Source organism: Pseudomonas putida group bacterium ESBL64 (assembly GCF_045277175.1).
Lineage (GTDB): Bacteria > Pseudomonadota > Gammaproteobacteria > Pseudomonadales > Pseudomonadaceae > Aquipseudomonas > Aquipseudomonas alloputida.
This window is the reverse complement of the sequence record NZ_CP145799.1, coordinates 3,112,483-3,135,300: the sequence shown is the minus strand read 5'-3', so window position 1 is coordinate 3,135,300 and position 22,818 is coordinate 3,112,483. Positions and strand designations below refer to the sequence as shown.

Sequence of the window (22,818 nt, the reverse complement as noted above, 5' to 3'; positions counted from 1 at the left end):
AAACTGGCGCTGGCGGCGATGTGCTACCGTTCAGCGCCAGTTTTCCATCTTTCTGTACTGTTCCTCTATGCTGGAACTTAAGGACGGTACAGCGTTCAGGATGGAAACAGCCTGAGGGTTTCGGGCTGAACAAGGCTCATTGGAGGGGACGCGGCCATGCGCAACCTCAGCCTCACACGCCAGTGCCTGGGCCTGGTGACCCGTATCGAATGCAGCATCCGCCCGCTGGCCGGTGACAACGGCATGTGGACGTTGCTGTTCGCCGCCGGCATGGCCGGTGAACAACCCTCCGCGATCAAGGCGCAGGGCCCGTTTCATGGGCCACTGGTGGCCGAATCGGTGCTCAATGCCATTGTCGACAGCCTGACCCTGCATGGGTACCAGGTGGCCGAGGACCCGCAGATCTGGTGTTTGCATTTGCAGGCGCAGTTGCGGCGGATCAATGGTGAGCGGTGTCGCAACCTGGGGGATTACCAGTTTCATCCTGAGACCTGAAAAATGCCGGGGCCGCTTTGCGGCCCATCGCGACACAAGGCCGCTCCCACAGGTACAGCATCGCCTTGCTTTGGGAGTGTGGCCTTGTGTCGCGATCAGGCTGCGGAGCAGCCCCCGGGCTTTTGCTGTAACAGGTGGCTGGCTATACTCGCCGTCGTTTTTCAGTCACCTGACGAGTCTCAAAACCCTCCATGGAACGTATCCTCGAAAATGCGATGTACGCCTCGCGCTGGCTGCTCGCCCCGATCTACTTCGGCCTGTCCCTCGGCCTGCTGGCCCTGGCGCTGAAATTCTTCCAGGAAGTGGTCCACGTCCTGCCCAACGTCTTTGCCCTCAGCGAAGCCGACCTGATCCTGGTGATCCTGTCGCTGATCGACATGTCGCTGGTCGGTGGCCTGCTGGTGATGGTGATGATTTCCGGTTACGAAAACTTCGTCTCGCAGCTGGACATTGATGAAAGCAAGGAAAAGCTCAACTGGCTGGGCAAGATGGACTCCTCGTCGCTGAAGATGAAGGTTGCCGCGTCGATCGTGGCGATTTCGTCCATTCACCTGCTGCGGGTGTTCATGGATGCGCAGAACATCTCCACCGATTACCTGATGTGGTACGTGATCATCCACATGACCTTCGTGGTCTCGGCGTTCTGCATGGGCTACCTGGACAAGCTGACCAAGCACTGAGTCCGCTTGCTGCTTACACCGCTCGGCCGTTGCCAAACGGACGGGCGGTGTCGTTTCTGGCTTGTGCTTTTAGCCGGTCTGTACAAAAAATGAGCTCTCATGCGTGGTTCCTATTGCGAGGTGCTCTCATGAACCTGCATCAGCTCAATACCGAGGCCAGGGCTGGCCATGTCGAAGAACTGAACCTGATCGCCATCGAGGGCGGTGACTACCTGCTCGAGGCCCGGGTCAAAGGCCATGCTCACCCCCTGTCCGATACCCGCGGTGAACGCTTGCGCGTGCACTCGGTGGAGGATGCGCGCAAGTTGCTGCTAACCATCCCCATGGTCTCGATGAACCTGGTGCACTGGTCGGTGCAGGACGAAATGTGCGGCATGGGTACGCACCCGGAAGAAGACCTGAAGGTGCCGATTTCCCAGCGTTCGGCCTGGTAGCTGCTCGCAGCGCCCCAGTGTGCTAGGCTGCTCGCCCTTTTTATCAAGGGCGCGGCTGCATTGCGCCCTGCAGTGGAGCACGACAATGTCCGAACTCAACCTGTCTACCGACGAAACGCGCGTCAGCTACGGTATCGGCCGTCAGCTGGGCGGCCAGCTGCGCGACAACCCGCCACCAGGCGTTAGCCTGGAAGCCATCCTGGCCGGCCTGACCGACGCCTTCAACGGTGCCGACAGCCGCGTCAGCGAAGCCGACCTGTCGGCCAGCTTCAAGGTCATCCGTGAGGTGATGCAAGCCGAAGCTGCAGCCAAGGCCGAAGCCGCCGCTGCTGCTGGCAAGGAGTTCCTGGTCGAGAACGCCAAGCGTGAAGGCATTACCACGCTGGCTTCGGGCCTGCAGTTCGAAGTGCTGACCGCTGGCGAAGGCGCCAAGCCGACCCGCGAAGACAACGTGCGTACGCACTACCACGGCACCCTGATCGACGGCACCGTGTTCGACAGCTCCTACGAGCGTGGCCAGCCGGCTGAATTCCCGGTCGGCGGCGTGATCGCTGGCTGGACCGAAGCCCTGCAGCTGATGAACGCTGGCAGCAAATGGCGCCTGTACGTGCCAAGCGAGCTGGCTTACGGCGCCCAAGGCGTTGGCAGCATCCCGCCGCACAGCGTACTGGTGTTCGACGTCGAGCTGCTCGACGTTCTGTAATGCCCTAGAGGCCGGCCCTGCCGGCCTCAATTCCAGTCTGTCCCCTCAGGGCGCAATGCCCGCGCATAGCAAAACAGAAACAGATTCCGTACCAGTTCCTTGAGCACCCCCGGCTCACTCGAATTCAGCCCGCTCATGTCCAGGTCACCCTGGTCACGCAGTTCGTCGAGGGCTTCTTCTTCAAGCACCGCGCACACTTCGCCGGTTTCCCGATGAAGAATGCGCAGGTAGGGGTGAGGGCGTTCCAGCCAGGCGTCGATCAGATAAGTCATGGCAATTCTCCTTGGACAGCAATTCCAATGAGAATAATTCTTATTACGTAAATGGCAAGCGCCAATTGCCGGATTTTTGTGTAATCAGACTTTGCGGACGAACTCGGACTTCAGTTTCATGGCACCGATGCCGTCGATTTTGCAGTCGATGTCGTGGTCGCCGTCGCACAGGCGGATGTTCTTGACCTTGGTGCCAACCTTGACCACCAGGGACGAACCCTTGACCTTGAGGTCCTTGATCACGGTGACGGTGTCACCGTCTTGCAGGATGTTGCCGACCGAATCCTTTTTCACCACCTCGTCACTGGCCGCCTCGGCATCGCCGCCGGCCGACCACTCGTGGGCGCATTCAGGGCAGATCAGCTGAGTGCCATCCTCATAGGTGTATTCGGAGTTGCATTTTGGGCAGGGTGGCAGAGTGCTCACTTCGGTTCCTCAAACAAACAGACGGGCGGTTAAAAGCCCACATTGTAAAAGGTAATTTCCCGGAAGTGATTATGTCCGGACAAAAAGCATCGCGGGCAAGCCGGCTCCCACAAATGGTGTAGGAGCGGGCTTGCCCGCGAATGAAGGCGACTCGGTCTGTCAGTGCGTACGCGCGACCGCAAACTCGCTCAGTTCAACCAGCGCATCCCGGTATTCACTGGCAGGCAGCACTTCGAGGCAGGCGATGGCACGCTTCACGTAATCGCGCGCCAGCTCGGCGGTGTACTGCAGCGCGCCCGACTCTTCGACCGCGACGCGAATCTGTTCCAGATCTTCCAGGCCACCCTTCTGGATCGCCTGGCGTACCAGCGCCGCCTGCTCGGCAGTGCCTTCGCGCATGGTGTAGATCAGTGGCAGGGTCGGTTTGCCCTCGGCCAGGTCGTCACCGACGTTCTTGCCCAGGGTCTGCGAGTCACCCTTGTAGTCCAGCAGGTCGTCGACCAGTTGGAAGGCCACGCCCAGATGGTCGCCAAAGGTACGCAGGGCTTCGCGCTGCTCGTCGGTGGCCTGGGCCAGTGCCGCAGCACTGTGGGTAGACGCTTCGAACAGCATCGCCGTCTTGCCGCGAATGACCTCCATGTAGACGTCCTCGGTGGTGCTGGCGTCGCGTACGCGCGACAGTTGCAGCACTTCACCTTCGGCAATCACCCGGGTGGCCTTGGACAGAATCTGCATGACCGGCATCGAGCCCAGTTCGACCATCATTTCGAACGAGCGCGAATAAAGGAAGTCGCCCACCAGCACGCTCGGCGCGTTGCCCCACAGGGCATTGGCAGTAGAGCGGCCACGGCGCATGCCGGACATGTCGACCACGTCGTCGTGCAGCAGGGTGGCGGTGTGCAGGAACTCGATGGTGGCGGCCAGCAGGCGCAGGTCGTCGCCTTCGCGGCCCAGGGCCTTGCCACACAGCAGTACCAGCAGGGGACGCAGGCGCTTGCCACCGGCGGACGTGATATAGTCGCCGATCTTCGATACCAGCGGCACGCGCGAGGTCAGCTGCTTCTTGATGATCTCGTCGACGGCGCTGAAATCATCAGCCACCGCGCGGTAGAAGGTTTGGGGTTGCATCGGCTGCTCCAGTGAGGTTGCGCGGCATGCTAGGTCGCAGGTCCCGGTGTGTCAAGGCGCGGTGCCCGCAGGCCGGGGGCGGCACTTGCAAGCAAAACCGCGGTTGCGTACAATCGCGCACCCTAACTTCCTGGGCAGCACCTGCCTTACGCAATTGCGCCGGGCCGTTCCAGCCCTGTGCAGCCATGCCAGCCAATACTCATCATATAAAGCGCTGGGTGAGCAGGATTATCGGAGAAATACCATGTCTTACGCAGTAATCGTTACCGGCGGCAAGCAGTACAAAGTCGCTGAAGGTGAATTCCTCAAGATCGAAAAACTGGAAGTCGCCACTGGCGAATCCGTGACCTTCGATCGCGTTCTGCTGGTCGCCAACGGTGAAGAAGTCACCATCGGTGCTCCAGTTGTTGCTGGCGCTAAAGTAGTGGCCGAAGTCGTTTCGCAAGGCCGCCACGACAAGGTTCGCATCATCAAGTTCCGTCGTCGTAAGCACCACATGAAGCGTATGGGCCACCGCCAGTGGTTCACCGAGATCAAAATCACCGGCATCCAGGCTTAATCCCCTAGATCCCCTGAATTTATTTGGAGAATTGAACCATGGCTCACAAGAAGGCTGGTGGTAGTACTCGTAACGGTCGCGACTCAGAATCTAAACGCCTTGGCGTGAAGATGTATGGCGGCCAGGTTATCAAGCCAGGCAACATCATCGTCCGTCAGCGCGGTACCGAATTCCACGCTGGCTACGGCGTTGGCATGGGCAAGGACCACACCTTGTTCGCCAAGATCGAAGGCGTGATCAAGTTCGAGAAGAAAGGCGAGTTCATGCGCCGTTACGTGAGCATCGTCGCCGCTTAATCGCGACGTCGCTCCAGAAGCCCCGTCATGCGACGGGGCTTTTTCGTTTGTGGTGAGCCTCTTGCAAAGCTGTTTGTCTGGGTTGCCGGCGTTGGTTTCTACGGTCGTACGGGGCCGCCGCGCTCATTTTTGCAAGAGCCTCATGTTTTTGAGTCATTCAGCTCGTCTACCGACGAGAGGCGGTTTTAATGAAGTTTGTTGACGAAGTATCCATTCGGGTCAAGGCCGGTGACGGTGGCAACGGTTGCATGAGCTTCCGTCGCGAGAAGTTCATCGAGAACGGCGGCCCTAACGGCGGTGACGGCGGTGACGGTGGCTCGGTGTACATGATTGCCGACGAAAACCTGAACACCCTGGTCGACTACCGCTACACCCGTCACCATGAAGCCCAGCGTGGCTCCAACGGCGGTAGCACCGACTGCACCGGCAAGAAGGGTGAAGACCTGTTCCTGCGCGTGCCGGTCGGCACCACCGTGATCGATGCTTCCACACAGGAAGTGATCGGTGACCTGGTTACCCCCGGCCAGAAGCTGATGGTCGCGCAAGGTGGCTGGCACGGGCTGGGCAACACCCGTTTCAAGTCGAGCACCAACCGTGCACCGCGCCAGACCACCCCAGGCAAACCGGGTGAGCAGCGTGACCTGAAGATGGAAATGAAGGTGTTGGCCGACGTCGGCCTGCTGGGCTTGCCGAACGCTGGCAAGAGTACCTTCATCCGTTCGGTCTCGGCCGCCAAGCCGAAAGTCGCCGACTACCCGTTCACTACCCTGGTGCCAAACCTGGGCGTGGTCAGCGTCGACCGCTGGAAGAGCTTCGTCATCGCCGACATCCCCGGCCTGATCGAAGGCGCCTCTGAAGGTGCCGGTCTGGGTATCCGCTTCCTCAAGCATCTGGCGCGTACGCGCGTGCTGCTGCACCTGGTGGACATCGCGCCGCTGGACGAAAGCAGCCCGGCCGATGCCGCCGAAGTCATCGTCAACGAGCTGACCCGCTTCAGCCCGTCGCTGGCCGAGCGTGAGCGCTGGCTGGTGCTGAACAAGGCCGATATGGTCATGGACGACGAGCGCGACGAGCGTGTGCAGGAAGTGATCGATCGTCTGGAGTGGGAAGGCCCGGTCTACGTGATCTCGGCTATTTCCAAGCAGGGCACCGACAAGCTCAGCCACGACCTGATGCGCTACCTCGAAGACCGCGCCGACCGCCTGGCCAACGACCCGGCCTACGCCGAAGAGCTGGCCGACCTCGATCAGCGCATTGAAGACGAAGCCCGTGCCCAGCTGCAGGCCCTGGACGACGCCCGTACCCTGCGCCGTACCGGCGTCAAGAGCGTGCACGACATTGGCGACGATGACGGTTGGGACGATGATTTCGAGGACGACGAAGACGGTCCGGAAATCATTTACGTGCGCGACTGATCGGTTGCAGTACACTAAACGCCGCTCTCTGGAGCGGCGTTTTTGTATCCACGGTATCTACAGATTCGACATAGGTTGGAAGAAGATGCGAAGCAAGGTGACGGGCGCCAAGCGCTGGGTCGTTAAGATTGGCAGTGCTCTGCTGACCGCCGATGGCAAGGGCCTCGACCGCGGTGCAATGGCCGTTTGGGTCGAGCAGATGGTCGCGCTGCGTGAGGCAGGCGTGGAGTTGGTACTGGTCTCCTCCGGGGCCGTGGCTGCCGGCATGAGCCAGCTGGGCTGGACCAAGCGACCGAGTGCGATGAACGAGCTGCAGGCGGCTGCCTCGCTCGGCCAGATGCGCCTGGTGCAGGCCTGGGAGTCGAGCTTCGGGGAGCACGGGAAGCACACCGCGCAGATCCTGCTGACCCATGACGACCTGTCCGACCGCAAGCGTTACCTGAATGCCCGCAGCACCCTGCGCACCTTGGTCGATCTGGGCGTGGTGCCGGTGATCAACGAAAACGACACCGTGGTCACCGACGAGATCCGCTTCGGCGACAACGACACCCTGGCGGCGCTGGTGGCCAACCTGGTCGAGGCCGACCTGCTGGTGATCCTCACCGACCGCGATGGTATGTTCGATGCCGACCCGCGCAACAACCCCGAAGCGCAGTTGATCTACGAAGCCCGTGCCGACGACCCCTCGCTGGATGCCGTGGCCGGTGGTACCGGTGGTGCCCTGGGCCGTGGCGGCATGCAGACCAAGCTGCGTGCGGCGCGCCTGGCTGCCCGTTCCGGTGCCCACACCATCATTATCGGTGGCCGCATCGAGCGCGTGCTGGACCGCCTGAAGGCGGGTGAGCGCCTGGGCACCTTGCTGTCCCCTGAGCGCGGCATGCTCGCTGCGCGCAAGCAGTGGTTGGCCGGTCACCTGCAAACCCGTGGCACCCTGGTGCTGGATGCCGGTGCCGTGCAAGCGCTGCGTCAGGCCAACAAGAGCTTGCTGCCGGTTGGCGTGAAGACAGTGCAGGGTAGCTTCCGTCGTGGCGAGATGGTGGTGTGCGTCGGCCCGGACGGTGTTGAAGTGGCTCGCGGCCTGGCCAACTACAGCGCCCTGGAGGCGCAGAAGATCATTGGTCAGTCGTCCGAAGCCATCGAGTCGATCCTTGGCTACAGTGCCGAGCCGGAACTTGTACACCGCGACAACCTGGTGCTGGTATGAGCCTGCTGAAGAACGTAATCGCTGTGGCAGCGTGCGTGCTGCCGATGTTGGCTGGCGCCGAAGAGATCGGCCAGGTGTCCACCGTATTCAAGTTCGTCGGGCCGAACGACCGCATTGTGGTCGAGGCGTTCGATGACCCTAAGGTCGAGGGCGTGACGTGCTACCTGTCACGTGCCAAGACTGGCGGAGTGAAAGGGGGCTTGGGGCTGGCCGAGGACCGTGCGGAGGCATCGATTGCCTGTCGTCAGGTCGGGCCGATCAACTTCAAGGGTGAGCTCAAGGATGGCGAGGAAGTGTTCAAGGAACGCACCTCGCTGGTGTTCAAGACCATGCAGGTGGTGCGTTTTCTCGACAAGAAGCGCAACACGCTGGTGTACCTGGTGTACAGCGACCGCATGATCGAAGGCAGCCCGCAGAATGCGGTGACTGCCATTCCGATCCTGCCTTGGGCTCATTGATAGCCCGCTCCTACATACGCTCGGTGGTTGGACACAGGCCGTCGTACGCATCGGTGGTTGGGCGCAGGCCGGCGTAGGAGCGGGTTCACCCGCGAAAGGGCCGCAACGCGGCCCCGGCTATCTCAGGCCAGCTCCTCGGCCTGATCCTCACGCACAACCGCCTTCACTTCATCCAGCCGGCTGATGAACTTCCAGTCCGCCTCGTCGATGTAGATGCCGTTCGGCCCGCTGCCACCTTCCAGGTCGATCGCAACGTGCGCCGAGACCTGTGGTTTCACACTCGCCAGGATCGGTACGAAGCCCAGTTGCTGGCTGGTTTCCAGCAGTGCCGCCTGGTTGCGTTCGTCGATGTCTGCCGCTTCGTCCAGGTAGTACGGCAGGCGAATGCGCCCAGCCAGGTCACGGTCCATCAGGTGCAGCAACAGGTACATGTTGGTCAGCGCCTTGATGGTCATGGTGGTGCCGTTGGACGCCGCACCGTCGATGTCGGCGTGGATGATCGGCTGGCCATTGACCTTGGTGATCTCGAACGCCAGCTCGAACAGGTCCTTCAGGCCCAGTTGGTTGTGGTTGGCCGCCACCAGCCGTGCCAGGTACTCCTTGGCCTCTTCGTTCTTGTTGTCCTGGTCTGCGCTTTGGGTCAGGTCGAAGACCGACAGGGTTTCGCCTTCTTCGTACTGGCCGGCACTGTGGATAATCTGGTCGATGTGCTTGAGCGCTTCCTTGTTCGGCGCCAGTACCACGCGGAAGCTTTCCAGGTTGGACACCTGGCGCTTGTTGATCTCGCGGTTGAACAGGGCCAGCTGGTGCTCAAGGCTGTCGTAGTCGCTGCGGATGTTGCGCAGGGTTCGGGCGATGTCGGTGACCGCAGCGCGGCGTGCCTTGGCCAAGGTCAGGGCTTCGTCGGTACGGTGCGCGTAGGCGTTCACCAGCAGTTGCAGGCGGCGTTCCATGTCGTCTTCGCTGTCGAACTTGGCCACGCCTTTGAGGCGCACCTGGGCGTACAGCGCCTCGATCTGGTTGTCCACCCGCTGCAGGCCTTGCCAGCTGTCTTGGTAGTCATTGAGCAGCGGCAGCAGGTTGTCCATCGAGTCGTCGATGGCTTCCATGTATGGCGTGCCGTAGGGCAGGTCGGCCGGCAGCAGCTGGCGACGGCGCAGGGCGTCTTCCAGGGTGCGCTGCTTGGACTCGAGGTCGCCGAGCTGACGACCGACCAGTTGCAACTTGGCTGACAGCTGCTGGACGCGCTCGGTGAAGGCGTCGCTGGAGCGCTTGAGTTCGTCCTGGGCCGCTTCCAGCTGCGAGAGCTGTTCCAGCTTCTCGGGCTCTTCGGCGGTGAGGGTTTGGCTACGGCGGAAGTCTTCCAGCGCCTTCTGCGCGTCCAGCACTTCCTGGTACAGGGTTTCGGTCTGCGCTTTGGACGCGGAGCGGTCGGCGGCCACGGCCTGCTGGGTCTTGAGCTGCTTGAGTTCTTTTTCCAGGCGCTCTTTCTGGTCGCGCAGGGCGGCGCGGTCGGCCAGGGCCTGCAGGGCCGGTGGGTCGATGTGGGTCAGGTCGATGGCCAGGCCCGGGGCCTCGAAGCGCTCGCCCTTGAAGCCGTCCAGCACCGCTTCCAGCGATTTTACCCACAGGTCGCTGTCGTCCAGCTCGATGCCGCGGTCGCCCAGCGGCAGGCTGAACAGCGCACCGTTGAACAGGCGCATCAGGCGGTCGACGTCCTGCTGCGAGAACTCCTCGCGCAGGCGGGCATAGCTGTTGTTGTCAGCGTGATCCAGCTGCTGCTTGACCTGCTTCAGGCGTTTTTCCAGGTCGCGTACGCGCTCGTCGAGGTCTTCGGCACTGAACTGCCGTGACTGGGCCAGCGCGCCGGCCAGCTCGTCGTGGGCATCTTTGGCTGCCAGCAGTTGCTGCTCCAGTACCTTGACGTCATCGACCAGCGCAAAGCGGTGCTTGAGCACCGACAGCTCGCCTAGCCAGCGCTGGATACCGGTAATTTCACGCTCCAGGCGCATCAGCTCCTGGGTGCCGCCGCGCTGGTCGTTCTGCAGGCGGTCCTGCTCGCCACGGTAGTGCTCGGACTGGATGACCAGCTCTTCCTTGCGCGCCATGGCGTATTCCTGCCAGGTGCCCAGCAGGGTGTCGAGCACAGGCGAAATGCGGTGCAGCTTGCCACGCAGGATGTCGCGCTGGGCCACGCCACCGGCCAGGGCCTCGACCAACGGGCCGGCAGCCACCAGGGCGTTGTAGTCCTGCTCCATGCGGCGTACGTCGCGGAAGGCTTCCTCGCACGCAGCGATGTAGTCGACGCTGCCCGAGCGCAGGCTGTGCTCGAAGGCGTCGAGGAACAGCTGCTTGAGCTTGGCGGCGGTGATCTCACGCATGTGCAGCAGGTTGATGAACAGCGCGCGGAAGGTTTTCAGGCTTTGCTCGCTGGTGGAGCGCAGCGGGATCATGGTCAGGTCCAGCGGCACCGAAGTGTGTCCGCCCACCAGCAGCCGGCGCAGTTCGTCCGGCTTCAGTTCGTAAGCCTTGATCCCCAGGCGTTCAAGGTTGGTGAACAGCTCTTTCTGACGCAGGCAGGTGTCGTTCTTCTGATAGTGGGCCAGGTCCAGTTCGCCCTTGTAGGCGAAGAACTGGTGGCCGAAACCGCCACCCGGGCCGCGCCCGACCACACCGATCACGTGCGGGCCGTGGGGCAGGCTCAGTTCGCAAAGAATGTACGACGTGTCGCTGGCGAAGTAGAAGCGGCGCGATTGCTCAAGGCTGTACTTGCCGAAACTCATGTCCGACATACGTGCCAGGATCGGGAACTGCAGGGCATTGATCGAAGCCGATTTACCCAGGTTGTTGGCGCCGTATACCGACAGCGGGTGCTCCAGCGGGAACAGGCCAAGGCTGTAGCCGGCGGTGTTGAGCAATGCGAAGCGGCGGATGCCGTAGCGTTCCTGGCTCATGCGTCAATCTCCTGTTGCTCTTCGCGGATGGCCCGGGCCAGGGCGTCCTCTTCGCTTTCCTCGCCCTGGAAAGGCGTGAGGTCGAGCGGGTCGTCGGTACGGTTGAGTTCTTCGGCGCTTTCTTCCTCGACCAGTACCGGGGTCGGCAGCGGCAGGGCGCTGTGCAGGGTGGCGGCCAGGTCGCGGTCCTGCTGCACCGAAAGGCACACATCGAGGAAGCGATGCATGGGCGGCAGGAAGCGGTAGATGCCGCCTTCCTCATGGGCGAAGCCGAGTTGGGTCATGCGGCGCAGGATTTTTTCTTCCAGCTCGTCCACGGTCTGCACTTCGGCCTGCAGGAACAGGTCGCGGTACTTGTCCAGCAGCGAGGGCAGTTCGTCGCGACCGATGCTGCCGCCATCGAGCACGGCCATCGGGTCGCGGCCCTGGTCAGCAAGGTGCTCGACCAGGATGAAGGTGAACAGCGACAGGCGCTGCGCGGTCTTGTTGACCTGCGCGGCGGTCATGTCGGGCACGAAGTAATAGAAGCCACGGGTATCGCACACCAGCTCGAAGCCCAGGGCCTTGAACAGGGTGCGGTACTGGTCCTGGAAGTTCGACAGCTGGGCGTACAGCTCAGGGTCGCGCCGGCTGACGTGGAAGCCTTTGAACAGCTCGCGGAAGATCGGCGCGAGCTGGGACAGTTCGGAAAGATCAAGATGCATGGGCTGGGCTCGCGTTGGGTTCGGTAGGCGCGCTAGGGGCGTCTTCGCGGCTGGAGGTCAGGGCGAACGAATGCAGGCTGACCAAATGTTCCTGAGTGGTGTATTCGCGGCGGTCGAGGCGTTCGCGCTTGAAGCGCTTTTCCCGCGACAGGCGCGAGAACCAGTACAGCAGCTCGTCGGTGGCGCCTTCGGGCTCCTGCTCCAGCAGCCAGACCATCAAGTCGGGCAGTGGCAGGGCCTGTTCGCAGCGTTCGGCCATTTCCTTGACCGTGCGCGGGGCACGGGGCAGGGCGCCGGACTGGGTCTTGTGGGCTTTGGGGAAGCGCGCCGGTTTGGGCTCGAAGCGGGCCAGTGCGTAAACGTAGGCCTCGACCTGGCTGGCACTGCCAAGGAAGGTGCTTTGCGGGCGGGTGAACATCGGCATGGCCGCCTGCGGCACGGCATCGATGCCCTTGCGCCGGATCACCGACAGGGCCAGTGCAGCGCCGCGGGTCACGGCGTTGTGGCGGCGGGCTTCTTCGCGCAGCGGCAGCAGCAGTTCGCGGGCGTGGCGCAGGGTCAACTGGGCGCTGGTCTGCATTTCCAGAATGCGCGCGTGGGTGCGCAGCAGCATGTCGTCGTCGACCAGGTGGCCCAGGCGCGCCTGTTCGCCCAGCAGTTTCAGCAGCACGGTCTCGACCTTGCGTACACCCTGCTCGAAGGCGCCGTCGGCGTTGACCAGCTGGATCATCGGCTCGACGTATTCGTCCCAGGTGGCCAGCACTTCGGCATAACGCTGGCGCAGCGGAATCTGGCGGTTGCTGGTCTTGGCCCGTTCGGCCACGGCCACCAGTGCCTGTTCGTCGTTGTCGAGCTTTTTCAGCACATCGCGCACGCGCATGTCGAGCAGGCGGAGCTGGCGTGCCAGGTCGTCGCTGTCGCGGTTGTCGAAGGCATCCTGGATGTGCCCGGCCAGGCGCTCCAGGTGGCGCAAGTAGGCTTCGATCTCCAGGCACAGGCCCAGCCGGTGTTCGCGGCGCAGGTAGGCGAGGAAGTCGTGGATCTGCGCGTTGAGCTCGAAACGGTTCGGGCTCTTGGCCACCGGGACCAGGATATCCAGGCGGATCCACACGTCGAGTAGCTGGGTGATGTCCTGCGGGGTGCTTTCGAGCTGCTGGCGGGCCACATGCTGGCGCAGTTCGACCAGGCTCAGGGTGCCCTGGTCGAAACGCTCGCACAGCGGCTCGATCAGGGCCCAGTGTTCGGCTAGGGCGCGCAGGACGCGCTTGGGTTCGATCATTGGCTTCGACTCGTTGCCAAGAAAAAGGGGGCGATTGTACTGCATTCGCGGGGGTGGTTTTTACCCCTTGGTCTGTAATGAGAGATAACCTTTAGGTTTGTGGGTGTATGTCGTTGTTCTAGTGGTACTCGTGAGATCGAGCGCCGCCCGCGCGGCGCATCGCGACGCAAGGCCGCTCCCACATTTGTTTCGGGCCAATCAATCCTGATTCATTGGCGCACGGTCCCTTGCTTGTCCCCCTTCGATATCGCGTCGTGCACCCAGGGGTACGCGCGCCAATGGCACAGGCATGACTGGCCAGAAACAAATGTGGGAGCGGCCTTGCGTCGCGATGCACCGCACGGGCGGCGCTCGGTCTGATAGGCGCTGCAAAAACCACGGCGTACACGTTAGAATGCCCAATTGACTTCCCCCCCCTCGGATATCCGCCCCTTGCTGACCGAACCCCGTCGCCGCGCCTACCTTTCCGCCATGCAAGTGGTGCACTGGCTGCCGCGCGCCGAGCTGCCGTTCGCCGCACCGTCGCGGCCCGAGCTGCTGCTGCCGGTTGTGCCAGTCGAGGACATCGATTTCGAGGTCAGGCCGGCATCGGTAACCAACGAAGCGCCTGTCACCCCCCAGGCCCGCTCCGGCGAGCGGCCGAAAATCGAGATCCCACGCCCGGGCAGTGTGGCAAAACCCGCCGTCAAGCCTGCCGAGGCACAAGAGCAGCCCGCTGCTCCGCGCCCGGCACCGGTGCCGCCACCGCGCTTCTCGCTGCAGTTGTTGCGCGCCGGCAGTTGCCTGCTGCTGGTTGAACTGGCCACCGGTCAGCCCTTCCAGAGCCGCGATCCGTCCTATCTGCTGCTCAAGGACATGCTGCGCGCCGCCGGCCTGCCCGACGCCCCGCAGATCATCGGCGAGCCGGTACGCTGGCCACTGTTGGTGCGCGGCAACATGGACCAGGGGCCAGAGGCTGCGCGCGATTTCGTCCAGGGCTTCGTTCAGGCGCGCCTGGAAGACGCCCCGTGTACCTGTCTGTGGCTGGTCGGCCTGCCGGCACTGCGTTTTGCCGCCAATGTCGACGCCGACGCCTATTACCAAACCCTGACGCTCGACAGCCTGGGCGACGCCTGGGCATTGCCGGGCCTTGAACTGTTGATGGACGAGCCGCAGCGCAAGGCGGACGTCTGGAAAGCCATGCGCCAGCTGATGGCGCGCTGGAAGAGCGTTGAATGAGTGACTCGATCAGCTTCCGCCCGATGACCGAGGCGGATCTGGATGCCGTACTTAAGATCGAATATGCCGCATTCAGTCACCCCTGGACCCGTGGAATCTTTCAGGATGCGCTCAAGTCGTACGAAGTCTGGCTGATGTTCGATGGCCAGCAGCAAGTGGGCCATGGTGTGATCAATGTGATCATCGATGAAGCGCACCTGCTCAACATCACCGTAAAACCGGAAAACCAAGGCTGCGGCCTGGGCCTGCGCCTGCTCGAACACCTGATGGCCCGGGCCTATCAGCTCAATGGCCGCGAATGCTTCCTGGAGGTACGCGCCAGCAACCAGTCGGCCTATCGTTTATACGAACGTTACGGGTTCAACGAAATTGGCCGCCGCCGCGACTATTATCCGGTCGCCGGCGGCCGTGAAGACGCCCTGGTGATGGCCTGTACCCTGTTTGAAGACTGACTTTCCAGCGGCTTACCCCGTCACGCAGGCACCCCTCTGCTTCGGCCACCCGCTGACGCTGCAGTAACGGTTGCACGTTGAACTAGTATGAGTTCCGGTGGGAGTGCAGGCTTTGTTCTCAGCAGGGACGGATAAAGAATGAGAAAACTGCTTTTGGCAGCGGGCCTGTGTTTAGCGAGCGTTGCCCACGCTGACGAGCGCGACGTGTGGATGTTCGCCCAGTGGGCGGGTGATCATCAAACCCGCCCTTTCCGCGAAATGCTGGTAGATGCCCGGCTTTACGGTGTAGTGCCAATTCACCAGTTGCTGCGCTCGGCTTCGGACTGGAAACTGTGCCACGCATCGCCTTTCGCTGTACCGCCCCCCGGCAATTGGGCGGCTGTACGCTCGACCCTCGCGTTGATCAGGGCACTCGACGATCAAGGCATCCTGCGCCAGTTCGAGGTGGTTTCGGCTTACCGTGAGCCGCGCCTGAACGCCTGTGCGGGCGGGGCAGCCAACAGTGCGCATACCCGCGCGTTCGCCGTCGATATACTGCTGCCGGCCTGGGCCGACCCCAATCCGCTGTGCCGTTTCTGGCAGCAGCACGGCCAAGCCTGGAACATGGGCCTGGGCCGCTACCCATCAGGCCGCATTCATGTGGATACCGCCGGCTATCGCACCTGGGGCGGCGATGGCAGTGCGGGGTCGTCGTTCTGCGTCAAACCCAAATGAACCAGGCAACCCCGGCATTCGTCCATTAGCCACTCTGCGAAGCGCTGGCACTTGCTGCTGTCGGCCAGAGGCTGTGGGCTAAGCAGGTGGTAGGCCGAGCCATCGCGCACAAAACCGTACGGCGCCTGCAACTGCCCGCTGTCGAGTTCGTCGCACACCATCAGGGCTGAGGCCATGGCCAGGCCCAGGCCGGCGTTGGCGGCCTGGATCGACAGGTAGAAATGCTCGTAGTCGCTGCGTTCGCAGTGCCGCGCCTGTTGGCCGCTCAGGCGCAGCCAGGTGGGCCAGGCAGCAGGGCGTGTGGTGCTGTGCAGCAGCCGTTGGCCATCGAGTCTGGCGCTGGCGGCGGGGTGGCACACCGGGCCGATCCATTCATCGCAGACCTTCTGGTTGAACAGCTGGTTATTCCAGTGGAAGTCGTCACGGCGGATGGCCATGTCGACCCCACTGCGGGCGAAGTCCAGCGGCCCGCCGGCAGCCACCAGGTGTAACTGCAGGTCGGGATGGGTGGCATGGAAGCGCGGCAGGCGCGGGATCAGCCAGCGCATGGCGATGGTCGGTTCGCAGGACAGCACAAGCACATTGTCGCGGACCTGGTGCTGCAAACGCTGCACGGCGCCTTCCAGCTGCTCGAAGATCGCCTGGGTGGTGCCATGCAGGGCGCGCCCGGCAGAGGTGAGGAAAATGGCCCTGTTGCGCCGTTCGAACAGTTCCACGCCAAGGCTTTCTTCCAGCAGGCGTATTTGGCGGCTGACCGCGCCGTGAGTGACGTGCAAGTGCTCGGCGGCGCGCACGAAGCTCTCGGTCTGGGCGGCAATGTCGAAGTAGCGGAAGGCGTTGAGTGGCGGCAGTTTCATGATTTCCCTGTTCAGCTGTGCCGGCCTCTTTGCGGGTAAACCCGCTGCTACATGGCCACATAGTTCCCTGTAGGAGCGGGTTTAGCCGCGAAGAGGCCAAGGCGGGCTGTACGTATCTGTGAGCAAAACTATCAGATTCATCTCAGCATAAATCGATTTTTCCGCATCTGTAAGCGCTCGATAATCGGCGGTCTGTGCATTTCCATCGCCTATCGAGAGCCATCAGCATGACCGAACTCATCGCCGTCGCCCTGTTTACCCTGCTCGCCGTCATCAGCCCTGGCGCCGATTTCGCCATGGTCACCCGCAGCAGTTATGCGCAGGGCCGCAAGGCCGGGCTGGCGGCCGCCATAGGTATCGCACTGGGGGTGCAGGTGCATGTGTTGTACACAGTGTTGGGCATTGCCGTAATCATCAGCCAGAGCCCGGCGCTGTTCCTCGTCATGAAAGTGCTGGGTGCGGGCTACCTGATCTACCTCGGGTACAAGTCATTGACCAACACCCGACGCATCAGCCTGGACGGGGTTGGCCAGTCTGCTGCCAGCGTACTGCAAGCGCTGCGCACCGGCTTTTTGACCAACGCCCTCAACCCCAAGACCATGTTGTTTGTCATCAGTGCCTTCACCCAGGTGGTACAGCCTGGCAGCCCGCTGACGCTGAACTTCGCCTACGGTGCGTTCATGTCCGTTGCCCATTGGCTATGGTTCAGCCTGGTGGCGGTATTTTTTTCCAGCACGGCATTGCGCAAGGCGATGATCGAACGGCAAGTGCTGGTGGACCGGGCCATTGGTCTGGCATTGATCGGGCTTGGCCTGGCTGTGGCGGTGACCGGAATACGTTGAGGCGACGATAGCAGCGCCGAACTCTGTGATTCGGCGCCCGGCTGCTACTGGATGGGTTAGCGCGGGCACCAGCAACTTTTTCGCAGGCAAAGAAAAAGGGCTTACCTTGCGGTAAGCCCTTCGTCTTGTTTGGTGGCTACACAGGGACTTGAACCCCGGACCCCAGCATTATGAATGCTATGCTCTAACCAACTGAGCTATGTAGCCGATGGCGCGCATTATTCTCTTGAACGCCCCCTCTGTCAACACTCATTTCAAAAAAAATTTGCACGCTTTCAAAAACTTAGCGGCCAGCCCCGGTTTTAGCGCACCACAAGCCAGTGCCCGAGCACACCCAGCAACTGCAGCTGCTGGGCTGCAGCCAGGGATTGCAGGCTTTGGCCAGGCCGGTCGAGGTTGAAATCGCCGCTCACACGGCGATGAGCCACGTGTTCATCCATCATCCACAGACGCTGCCCTTGGTAACCGGCAAGGCGCTCCAGCACCTGCCGCAATGGCATGTCTGTGGCTTTAAGGCGGCCGTTGCGCCAACTGTCAGCGGTTTTCAGATCAGCCTTCCGCACCGGATCGATGCGTGTGTCATCGAAGGTTACCCGCTCACCTGCCGAGACCATTCGCTGCTCACCCCCCTGGGTGACCATGGCCTTGCCACTGAATACCACGAGTTCGTCACGCCCTGCATGGCGGGCTATCTGCAAGCGAGTGCCGTATACCTGGATGCGTGCGTTGCCCACTTCCACGTCCATGGCCCGCCCGTCGAGCACGACTTCCATATGCACCTGGCCCTGCACCAGGTGCAGTTGGCGGGTGCGGCCGCGCAGGTCGACGTTCATCGCGCTGGCGCTGTCCAGGTTCAATGTTGTGCCATCCGCCAAGCGTATGCTGCGGCGCTCTCCCACATCGGTGTGCAGCTCGCTGGCCAGACGCTGTATCAGCGGCCAGTACAGGTAAGCAGCAGCGCCTAACCCTAGCAAGAACACAAGCGCCAACCCTTTACCCAGGTGACTGCGACGGACAGTGACATGCCGTGGGCGAGGGCGGGCAGGTGCGGGTTGCAGCTGTTGCCAGAACGTCTCCAGCTCGGCGTAGGCGTGGGCGTTCTCTTGTACCTGGCACCAGGCTGCAAATGCCTGGCGCTGGGTTTCGTCGCAACCGGGCTGGCGCAGCAACGAAAACCACGCCAGCGCTTCCTGTTGTGGGTCGGGCTGCAGCTGCTTGGCGGACATCGGGCTCATGGGGGCGGTCTGCTCACGATAGGGGCCGTTTGGCCTAACGATGACAGGGGTCATTGGCAGAGGATGCTAATTATATTGAGAACCATTTTCAAGTGCGTGGCGACAGGGGGATAAAAAAGGTAGCTATGTATCTATTTGATTCCTGATAATCGGATCCCAAACCAGAGGACGGAGATTCAGGCAAATGGCCACCAGTAGTGCCTCCACCGCATCCACCCCGGCAGCGGCAAGCCAAGCCTCGCCGATGGTGATGCGCATCATCGGTTTCTGCGCCTTGGCGCATTTGATCAACGACCTGATCCAGTCGGTGCTGCCGGCGATCTACCCGATGCTCAAGGCCAACTACGACCTGAGCTTCGCCCAGATCGGCATGATCACGCTCACGTTCCAGATCACCGCCTCGCTGTTGCAGCCTTGGGTCGGCTTCTTCACCGACCGCCGGCCCACGCCAAATCTGTTGCCGCTAGGCACCCTGTGCACGTTGGTGGGGATCGTGATGCTGGCCTTCGTTGGCAGTTTCCCGATGATCCTGCTGGCGTCGGCGCTGGTGGGCATTGGCTCGTCGACCTTCCACCCGGAAACCTCGCGTATTGCACGGCTGGCCTCGGGCGGGCGCTTCGGCCTGGCCCAGTCGACCTTCCAGGTCGGTGGCAACACCGGCTCCGCTCTGGGCCCGCTGCTGGCAGCGGCCATCGTCATTCCGTTCGGCCAGACCCATGTGGCCTGGTTCGGCCTGGCCGGGCTGTTCTTCCTCGGCGTTACCCTGATGCTGCGCGGCTGGTACAAGGAGCACCTCAATCAGGCCAAGGCGCGCAAGACGGTTCAGGCCACCCACGGCATTTCGCGCAATCGGGTAATTGCGGCGCTGATCGTGCTGGGCTTGCTGGTGTTCTCCAAGTACTTCTACATGGCCAGCTTCACCAGCTACTTCACCTTTTACCTGATCGAGAAGTTCGGTGTGTCGGTGGCCAGCTCGCAGCTGCATCTGTTCCTGTTCCTCGGCGCGGTGGCGGCGGGCACCTTCTTCGGCGGGCCGATCGGTGACCGTATCGGGCGCAAGGCTGTGATCTGGTTTTCGATACTGGGCGTGGCGCCGTTCACGCTGGCGCTGCCGTATGCCGACTTGTTCTGGACCACGGTGCTGAGCGTGGTGATCGGCTTTATCCTGGCTTCGGCGTTTTCCGCGATCGTGGTGTATGCGCAGGAGCTGGTGCCGGGCAGCGTGGGCATGATTGCCGGGATCTTCTTTGGCCTGATGTTCGGTTTTGGCGGCATTGGTGCTGCGCTGTTGGGGCACGTAGCGGACCTGCGTGGTATCGAATACGTGTATGGGTTGTGCTCGTTCCTGCCATTGTTCGGGTTGTTGGCGGTGTTTCTGCCAAGTACAGGTAAACGCTGAACGCGCCGGGGGCCTGGCAGAGGCCCCTGGGCAATTGACGAGCCCCCCGGAGGTGGCTAGAGTGCCGCCTCTTTTTTCAATCACCTGCGTAGTAGCCAAAGCAATGCGCCGTACCCAGTCCCTCCCACACGCCCGCCAGCCTGCCTTCCAGGCACTGCGTCGTGCATGGCCGAGTGACACGGTGCTCAAGCGCCGCCGCAGCGTGCTGTTTGCCTTCACCTTCTCACCACACCTCGCCTGAACGGATCTGCGCTTTAGCGTCGCTCGCCGTCTCGGCGTGCGCGCCTGTTTCTGCACGTCTTTTCGGTTTGCCAGGAGTGGTACATGAACATGCGTTTATTGGCGGGCTTGTTGTTCGCCGTTTCTGTCGTGGGTTTCAGTTTGGGGGCCAGCTTGCCGCTGGTGTCGTTGCGCCTGCATGAAGCGGGGGCGAGCACACTGGAAATCGGCATCATCTCGGCCATCCCTGCCGCCGGCATGATGCTCTCGGCTTTTCTGGTCGACGTCTGCTGCCGCCATCTCACCCGGCGCACTATCTATCTGCTGTGTTTCAGCCTGTGCACGGTCAGCATCGCCTTGCTCGAGTCCGCGTTCGGCTCGTTGTGGCTGCTGGCGTTGCTGCGCCTGGGCCTGGGGCTTGGCATGGGGATCGCCATCATCCTCGGCGAGTCGTGGGTCAACGAACTGTGCCCCGAACATAACCGCGGCAAGATCATGGCCTTGTACGCTACCAGCTTTACGGGCTTTCAGGTGCTGGGCCCGGCCATGCTGGCAGTGTTGGGCGCCGATAGCCCGTGGATCACGGGTGTCGTCACGGCCTGTTATGGGCTGGCGTTGCTGTGCATTGTGCTGACGGTGCCCAACGACCATGTCGAGCACGAAGAGGGCGAAAAAAGCTTCGGCCTGGCCGGGTTCTTCCGGGTGGCACCGGCGTTGTGCATGGCGGTGCTGTTCTTCTCGTTCTTCGATGCCGTGGTGCTGTCGTTGCTGCCGGTGTACGCCACCAGCCATGGCTTTGCCGTTGGCGTGGCGGCGTTGATGGTGACGGTGGTGTTTGCCGGCGACATGCTGTTCCAGCTGCCGCTGGGCTGGCTGGCCGATCGGGTTGAGCGCACAGGGCTGCACCTGGCGTGCGGGCTGGTGGCGATGGTGATCGGCATCGGTTTGCCTTGGCTGCTGAATCTGACCTGGCTGCTGTGGCCGCTGCTGGTGGTGCTGGGCGCGGTGGCGGGGGGCATCTATACCTTGGCGCTGGTGCTGATCGGGCAGCGCTTCAAGGGCCAGGACCTGGTCACTGCCAACGCCAGTGTGGGCTTGCTCTGGGGCGTAGGCAGCCTGGTCGGGCCGCTGGTCAGTGGGGCGGCCATGAATGTCGCGCCCCACGGTTTGCCCATGGCGCTGGCCCTGATGGCCGGGCTGTTCGTGTGCTTTGCCAGGCAGTCATACCGGCGCCGTGGGCGGATGCGGGCTGTGGCGCAGTGATATCCCTTTACGCCGCGCCGATGTTGACCCAATAGCGCGTCCTGTACTCGACCCGCACGGGCAGGCTGCGGGTGAGCAGTTGCAGGATTTGCCCGGTGTCAGCCAACTGATAGGTGCCGGAAACCTTCAAGCCCGCCACTTCTGGAGCGCAGCGCAACAGGCCCGGTCGGTAGCGGCCGAGTTCGCTGACAAACTCGGCAAGCGGCATCTGCTGCACGCTGAGCACACCTTCGGTCCAACCCCAGGGATCGTTGTGCAGTGTTCTGGCCTGAATGCTGCCGTTGGCGCTGACTTGCAAAGTTTCACCGGGCAGCACCTGCCTCGCTGAGGCCGAGGCAGGGAACAGCGTGACTTCACCACGCCGCACCGACAGCAGCAGGCCCTGGCTGTTTTCGCGCAGCAACAGCTGGCCATCGAAAGTGGTCAGCGGGCCGACAGGGGTGGCGACGTGGAATGGGCGGTTGTCGTTGGGGTTGCTGTCCAGGCTGACCTCGCCATGGATCAGTTTCAGCTGGCGTTGTTCCGCACTGTAGTGCAAGTCGATGGCACTGGCAGTGTTGAGCTGGATGCGGCTGCCGTCACTGCCTTGCCATTGGCGCCGTTCACCGGTGGCGGTGCTGGTGTCGGCCAGCAGTTGTGGCAGGCCTAGCGGTTCGCGCGCGGCCCAGCCCAGGCTGCCGCCCACGGCCAACAGCCCCAGTAACTTCAGGTGGTCCCTGCGGCTGGCTTTGGGGTGCTGGCTAGCGTCCAGTGTGCGCCGGCTCAAGTCCTTGGGCAGCCCGGCCAGTTCATCGCCCAGATGACTGACCCGCTGCCAGGCCAGGCGGTTGTGTGGGTGGCTGGCCAGCCAGTGTTGAAACTGCTGCTCGGTGCGCGGGCTGGGGGTGTCGAAACGCAGCTTTACCAGCCAGTCGATGGCCTGATCGACCTGCGCCTGTGCGGGCGTACCATCAGGCATCGGCATAGCGCAACCGGTAGCAGACGCCCAGGGCCTTGGCCAGATCGCGCTCGACGGTGGCCCTGGACACCTCCAGACGTTGGGCAACCTGCACGATGCTCAAACCGTCTAGCTGGGCCAGCAGGAACGCTTGGCGGACGCGCGGTTTCAACTGGTGCAAGGCGCGGTCGAGGCGTTCCAGGCTATCGAGGATGACAAGCTTATCCTCTTCGCTGGGCACTTCTGCTTCGGGCAGGTGAGCCAGGCTCTCCTGGTAGGCCCGCTCCAGCGCGCGGCGGCGGAACTGGTCGATCATCAAGCCACGGGCGATGCTGCTGAGGTAGGCGCGCGGTTCTTTGAGCGGCGACACGTGGCGGGCGCGCAACAACCGCACGAAGGTATCCTGGGCCAGGTCTGCGGCATGTTCACTGCAACCGACCCGGCTGCGTAACCAGCCACGCAACCAGGCATGGTGAGACTGGTAGAGCAGAGCGACCTCGGTGGGCTTGAGCGTGTCGTTGATCTGCATCGTAGAGAAGGCCCAGTCCAGTGATGTGTGCGATTGTGAATAGTTCTCAATTCTATGCGGGGAAGATGGCGCGGAGCAATGGAATGCCAAAGATTAGCTGCGCAAGAACCGGCGTTTGCCCGATGAACGGCTGCGCTAAGCTGGAC

Annotated in this window: 26 protein-coding genes and 1 tRNA gene; 16 read left to right on the top strand and 11 right to left on the bottom strand. The window is 62.4% G+C overall.

Annotated elements, in window-relative coordinates:
- Positions 1 to 156: 156 nt before the first annotated feature.
- From V6093_RS14280 to V6093_RS14265, 4 genes are all read left to right on the top strand, one after another.
- Positions 157 to 495: a hypothetical protein gene (locus tag V6093_RS14280; protein ID WP_003247487.1), complete on the top strand. Its 339-nt coding sequence runs from the start codon at positions 157 to 159 to the stop codon at positions 493 to 495.
- Positions 496 to 686: 191 nt separating this feature from the next.
- Positions 687 to 1,175, top strand: a complete 489-nt coding sequence (locus V6093_RS14275; RefSeq protein ID WP_003247486.1) for a TIGR00645 family protein — start codon at positions 687 to 689, stop codon at positions 1,173 to 1,175.
- A gap of 128 nt (positions 1,176 to 1,303) precedes the next feature.
- Complete coding sequence (locus V6093_RS14270) at positions 1,304 to 1,609, top strand: DUF6482 family protein (RefSeq protein WP_012051153.1); 306 nt, start codon at positions 1,304 to 1,306, stop codon at positions 1,607 to 1,609.
- A gap of 85 nt (positions 1,610 to 1,694) precedes the next feature.
- Positions 1,695 to 2,312 carry an FKBP-type peptidyl-prolyl cis-trans isomerase gene (locus V6093_RS14265; protein WP_003247482.1) on the top strand — a complete coding sequence of 206 codons (618 nt, stop codon included), beginning with the start codon at positions 1,695 to 1,697 and terminating at the stop codon, positions 2,310 to 2,312.
- 26 nt (positions 2,313 to 2,338) lie between these two features.
- On the opposite strand, the gene V6093_RS14260 is transcribed toward V6093_RS14265, so the two are convergent.
- From V6093_RS14260 to V6093_RS14250, 3 genes are all read right to left on the bottom strand, one after another.
- Positions 2,339 to 2,584, bottom strand: a complete 246-nt coding sequence (locus tag V6093_RS14260) for a hypothetical protein (RefSeq protein WP_003247479.1) — start codon at positions 2,582 to 2,584, stop codon at positions 2,339 to 2,341.
- Between the two features lie 84 nt (positions 2,585 to 2,668).
- Positions 2,669 to 3,010, bottom strand: coding sequence for a zinc ribbon domain-containing protein YjdM (locus tag V6093_RS14255; RefSeq protein ID WP_003247477.1), 342 nt, complete (start codon positions 3,008 to 3,010; stop codon positions 2,669 to 2,671).
- A gap of 159 nt (positions 3,011 to 3,169) precedes the next feature.
- Positions 3,170 to 4,138 carry a polyprenyl synthetase family protein gene (locus tag V6093_RS14250; RefSeq protein WP_265979531.1) on the bottom strand — a complete coding sequence of 323 codons (969 nt, stop codon included), beginning with the start codon at positions 4,136 to 4,138 and terminating at the stop codon, positions 3,170 to 3,172.
- Positions 4,139 to 4,382: 244 nt separating this feature from the next.
- On the opposite strand from V6093_RS14250, the gene rplU reads away from it, so the two are divergent.
- From rplU to V6093_RS14225, 5 genes are all read left to right on the top strand, one after another.
- Complete coding sequence (rplU, locus tag V6093_RS14245; protein ID WP_003247466.1) at positions 4,383 to 4,697, top strand: 50S ribosomal protein L21; 315 nt, start codon at positions 4,383 to 4,385, stop codon at positions 4,695 to 4,697.
- Positions 4,698 to 4,735: 38 nt separating this feature from the next.
- Positions 4,736 to 4,993, top strand: a complete 258-nt coding sequence (gene rpmA / locus V6093_RS14240; RefSeq protein WP_003247464.1) for a 50S ribosomal protein L27 — start codon at positions 4,736 to 4,738, stop codon at positions 4,991 to 4,993.
- Positions 4,994 to 5,181: 188 nt separating this feature from the next.
- Positions 5,182 to 6,408 (top strand): Obg family GTPase CgtA, encoded by a 1,227-nt coding sequence (gene cgtA, locus V6093_RS14235; protein WP_003247460.1) that lies wholly within the window; start codon positions 5,182 to 5,184, stop codon positions 6,406 to 6,408.
- A gap of 85 nt (positions 6,409 to 6,493) precedes the next feature.
- Positions 6,494 to 7,612: a glutamate 5-kinase gene (gene proB, locus V6093_RS14230; RefSeq protein WP_003247458.1), complete on the top strand. Its 1,119-nt coding sequence runs from the start codon at positions 6,494 to 6,496 to the stop codon at positions 7,610 to 7,612.
- Positions 7,609 to 8,070, top strand: coding sequence for a CreA family protein (locus V6093_RS14225; RefSeq protein ID WP_047605094.1), 462 nt, complete (start codon positions 7,609 to 7,611; stop codon positions 8,068 to 8,070). Before proB ends, V6093_RS14225 begins: the two co-directional genes overlap by 4 nt.
- A 122-nt stretch (positions 8,071 to 8,192) precedes the next feature.
- Here the strand turns inward: V6093_RS14225 and mksF are convergent, their stop codons facing one another.
- From mksF to mksB, 3 genes are read right to left on the bottom strand one after another with little or no spacing between them, the layout of a single operon-like run.
- Entirely contained in the window at positions 8,193 to 11,024 is a 2,832-nt protein-coding gene (gene mksF / locus V6093_RS14220) for an Mks condensin complex protein MksF (RefSeq protein ID WP_014861551.1), read from the bottom strand.
- Positions 11,021 to 11,728, bottom strand: a complete 708-nt coding sequence (gene mksE / locus V6093_RS14215; RefSeq protein WP_003247452.1) for an Mks condensin complex protein MksE — start codon at positions 11,726 to 11,728, stop codon at positions 11,021 to 11,023. The genes mksF and mksE overlap by 4 nt, the downstream gene beginning before the upstream one ends.
- Positions 11,718 to 13,007: an Mks condensin complex protein MksB gene (mksB, locus tag V6093_RS14210; protein WP_003247449.1), complete on the bottom strand. Its 1,290-nt coding sequence runs from the start codon at positions 13,005 to 13,007 to the stop codon at positions 11,718 to 11,720. Before mksB ends, mksE begins: the two co-directional genes overlap by 11 nt.
- 432 nt (positions 13,008 to 13,439) lie before the next feature.
- Here mksB and V6093_RS14205 point away from each other — a divergent pair, with 432 nt between their 5' ends.
- The 3 genes from V6093_RS14205 to V6093_RS14195 all read left to right on the top strand — a co-directional run bounded on the left by V6093_RS14205 (position 13,440) and on the right by V6093_RS14195 (position 15,391).
- A complete protein-coding gene (locus V6093_RS14205; RefSeq protein ID WP_003247448.1) occupies positions 13,440 to 14,225 on the top strand; it encodes a hypothetical protein in 786 nt (261 codons plus the stop codon).
- On the top strand, positions 14,222 to 14,677 hold the full coding sequence (gene rimI / locus V6093_RS14200) for a ribosomal protein S18-alanine N-acetyltransferase (RefSeq protein ID WP_003247446.1): 456 nt from the start codon (positions 14,222 to 14,224) through the stop codon (positions 14,675 to 14,677). Before V6093_RS14205 ends, rimI begins: the two co-directional genes overlap by 4 nt.
- 138 nt (positions 14,678 to 14,815) lie before the next feature.
- Complete coding sequence (locus V6093_RS14195) at positions 14,816 to 15,391, top strand: D-Ala-D-Ala carboxypeptidase family metallohydrolase (protein WP_033725220.1); 576 nt, start codon at positions 14,816 to 14,818, stop codon at positions 15,389 to 15,391.
- Here V6093_RS14195 and V6093_RS14190 read toward each other — a convergent pair.
- On the bottom strand, positions 15,331 to 16,248 hold the full coding sequence (locus V6093_RS14190; RefSeq protein WP_265979528.1) for a LysR substrate-binding domain-containing protein: 918 nt from the start codon (positions 16,246 to 16,248) through the stop codon (positions 15,331 to 15,333). The two genes, V6093_RS14195 and V6093_RS14190, sit on opposite strands and share 61 nt — an antisense overlap.
- A 227-nt stretch (positions 16,249 to 16,475) precedes the next feature.
- On the opposite strand from V6093_RS14190, the gene V6093_RS14185 reads away from it, so the two are divergent.
- On the top strand, positions 16,476 to 17,090 hold the full coding sequence (locus tag V6093_RS14185) for a LysE family translocator (protein WP_014861555.1): 615 nt from the start codon (positions 16,476 to 16,478) through the stop codon (positions 17,088 to 17,090).
- Between the two features lie 130 nt (positions 17,091 to 17,220).
- On the opposite strand, the gene V6093_RS14180 is transcribed toward V6093_RS14185, so the two are convergent.
- Positions 17,221 to 17,297: transfer RNA gene (locus tag V6093_RS14180), tRNA-Met, on the bottom strand.
- Between the two features lie 95 nt (positions 17,298 to 17,392).
- Positions 17,393 to 18,316, bottom strand: a complete 924-nt coding sequence (locus V6093_RS14175) for a FecR domain-containing protein (protein WP_017148091.1) — start codon at positions 18,314 to 18,316, stop codon at positions 17,393 to 17,395.
- A 193-nt stretch (positions 18,317 to 18,509) separates the two neighbouring features.
- Here V6093_RS14175 and V6093_RS14170 point away from each other — a divergent pair, with 193 nt between their 5' ends.
- The 3 genes from V6093_RS14170 (at position 18,510) to V6093_RS14160 (ending at position 21,206) form a co-directional block, all read left to right on the top strand.
- Positions 18,510 to 19,724, top strand: a complete 1,215-nt coding sequence (locus tag V6093_RS14170) for an MFS transporter (protein WP_047605090.1) — start codon at positions 18,510 to 18,512, stop codon at positions 19,722 to 19,724.
- A gap of 103 nt (positions 19,725 to 19,827) precedes the next feature.
- A complete protein-coding gene (locus V6093_RS14165) occupies positions 19,828 to 19,965 on the top strand; it encodes a hypothetical protein (RefSeq protein WP_003247435.1) in 138 nt (45 codons plus the stop codon).
- Between the two features lie 83 nt (positions 19,966 to 20,048).
- The gene (locus tag V6093_RS14160) at positions 20,049 to 21,206 is read left to right on the top strand and encodes an MFS transporter (protein WP_047605089.1); all 1,158 of its coding nucleotides are present in this window, start codon (positions 20,049 to 20,051) and stop codon (positions 21,204 to 21,206) included.
- 7 nt (positions 21,207 to 21,213) lie between these two features.
- Here the strand turns inward: V6093_RS14160 and V6093_RS14155 are convergent, their stop codons facing one another.
- Positions 21,214 to 22,170, bottom strand: coding sequence for a FecR domain-containing protein (locus V6093_RS14155; RefSeq protein WP_406669534.1), 957 nt, complete (start codon positions 22,168 to 22,170; stop codon positions 21,214 to 21,216).
- On the bottom strand, positions 22,157 to 22,672 hold the full coding sequence (locus tag V6093_RS14150) for a sigma-70 family RNA polymerase sigma factor (protein ID WP_003247432.1): 516 nt from the start codon (positions 22,670 to 22,672) through the stop codon (positions 22,157 to 22,159). The genes V6093_RS14155 and V6093_RS14150 overlap by 14 nt, the downstream gene beginning before the upstream one ends.
- Positions 22,673 to 22,818: the final 146 nt, after the last annotated feature.

Excerpts from the sequence above, each read along its gene's own strand:
- V6093_RS14155 (WP_406669534.1), bottom strand. The coding sequence starts at position 22,170 with ATGCCGATGCCTGATGGTACGCCCGCACAGGCGCAGGTCGATCAGGCC.
- V6093_RS14165 (WP_003247435.1), top strand. The coding sequence starts at position 19,828 with ATGCGCCGTACCCAGTCCCTCCCACACGCCCGCCAGCCTGCCTTCCAG.
- V6093_RS14175 (WP_017148091.1), bottom strand. The coding sequence starts at position 18,316 with ATGTCCGCCAAGCAGCTGCAGCCCGACCCACAACAGGAAGCGCTGGCG.
- cgtA (WP_003247460.1), top strand. The coding sequence starts at position 5,182 with ATGAAGTTTGTTGACGAAGTATCCATTCGGGTCAAGGCCGGTGACGGT.
- V6093_RS14270 (WP_012051153.1), top strand. The coding sequence starts at position 1,304 with ATGAACCTGCATCAGCTCAATACCGAGGCCAGGGCTGGCCATGTCGAA.
- mksF (WP_014861551.1), bottom strand. The coding sequence starts at position 11,024 with ATGAGCCAGGAACGCTACGGCATCCGCCGCTTCGCATTGCTCAACACC.
- V6093_RS14265 (WP_003247482.1), top strand. The coding sequence starts at position 1,695 with ATGTCCGAACTCAACCTGTCTACCGACGAAACGCGCGTCAGCTACGGT.
- rpmA (WP_003247464.1), top strand. The coding sequence starts at position 4,736 with ATGGCTCACAAGAAGGCTGGTGGTAGTACTCGTAACGGTCGCGACTCA.
- V6093_RS14190 (WP_265979528.1), bottom strand. The coding sequence starts at position 16,248 with ATGAAACTGCCGCCACTCAACGCCTTCCGCTACTTCGACATTGCCGCC.
- V6093_RS14160 (WP_047605089.1), top strand. The coding sequence starts at position 20,049 with ATGAACATGCGTTTATTGGCGGGCTTGTTGTTCGCCGTTTCTGTCGTG.
- V6093_RS14250 (WP_265979531.1), bottom strand. The coding sequence starts at position 4,138 with ATGCAACCCCAAACCTTCTACCGCGCGGTGGCTGATGATTTCAGCGCC.
- mksB (WP_003247449.1), bottom strand. The coding sequence starts at position 13,007 with ATGATCGAACCCAAGCGCGTCCTGCGCGCCCTAGCCGAACACTGGGCC.
- proB (WP_003247458.1), top strand. The coding sequence starts at position 6,494 with ATGCGAAGCAAGGTGACGGGCGCCAAGCGCTGGGTCGTTAAGATTGGC.
- rimI (WP_003247446.1), top strand. The coding sequence starts at position 14,222 with ATGAGTGACTCGATCAGCTTCCGCCCGATGACCGAGGCGGATCTGGAT.
- rplU (WP_003247466.1), top strand. The coding sequence starts at position 4,383 with ATGTCTTACGCAGTAATCGTTACCGGCGGCAAGCAGTACAAAGTCGCT.
- V6093_RS14260 (WP_003247479.1), bottom strand. The coding sequence starts at position 2,584 with ATGACTTATCTGATCGACGCCTGGCTGGAACGCCCTCACCCCTACCTG.
- mksE (WP_003247452.1), bottom strand. The coding sequence starts at position 11,728 with ATGCATCTTGATCTTTCCGAACTGTCCCAGCTCGCGCCGATCTTCCGC.
- V6093_RS14280 (WP_003247487.1), top strand. The coding sequence starts at position 157 with ATGCGCAACCTCAGCCTCACACGCCAGTGCCTGGGCCTGGTGACCCGT.
- V6093_RS14195 (WP_033725220.1), top strand. The coding sequence starts at position 14,816 with ATGAGAAAACTGCTTTTGGCAGCGGGCCTGTGTTTAGCGAGCGTTGCC.
- V6093_RS14150 (WP_003247432.1), bottom strand. The coding sequence starts at position 22,672 with ATGCAGATCAACGACACGCTCAAGCCCACCGAGGTCGCTCTGCTCTAC.
- V6093_RS14170 (WP_047605090.1), top strand. The coding sequence starts at position 18,510 with ATGGCCACCAGTAGTGCCTCCACCGCATCCACCCCGGCAGCGGCAAGC.
- V6093_RS14185 (WP_014861555.1), top strand. The coding sequence starts at position 16,476 with ATGACCGAACTCATCGCCGTCGCCCTGTTTACCCTGCTCGCCGTCATC.
- V6093_RS14275 (WP_003247486.1), top strand. The coding sequence starts at position 687 with ATGGAACGTATCCTCGAAAATGCGATGTACGCCTCGCGCTGGCTGCTC.
- V6093_RS14225 (WP_047605094.1), top strand. The coding sequence starts at position 7,609 with ATGAGCCTGCTGAAGAACGTAATCGCTGTGGCAGCGTGCGTGCTGCCG.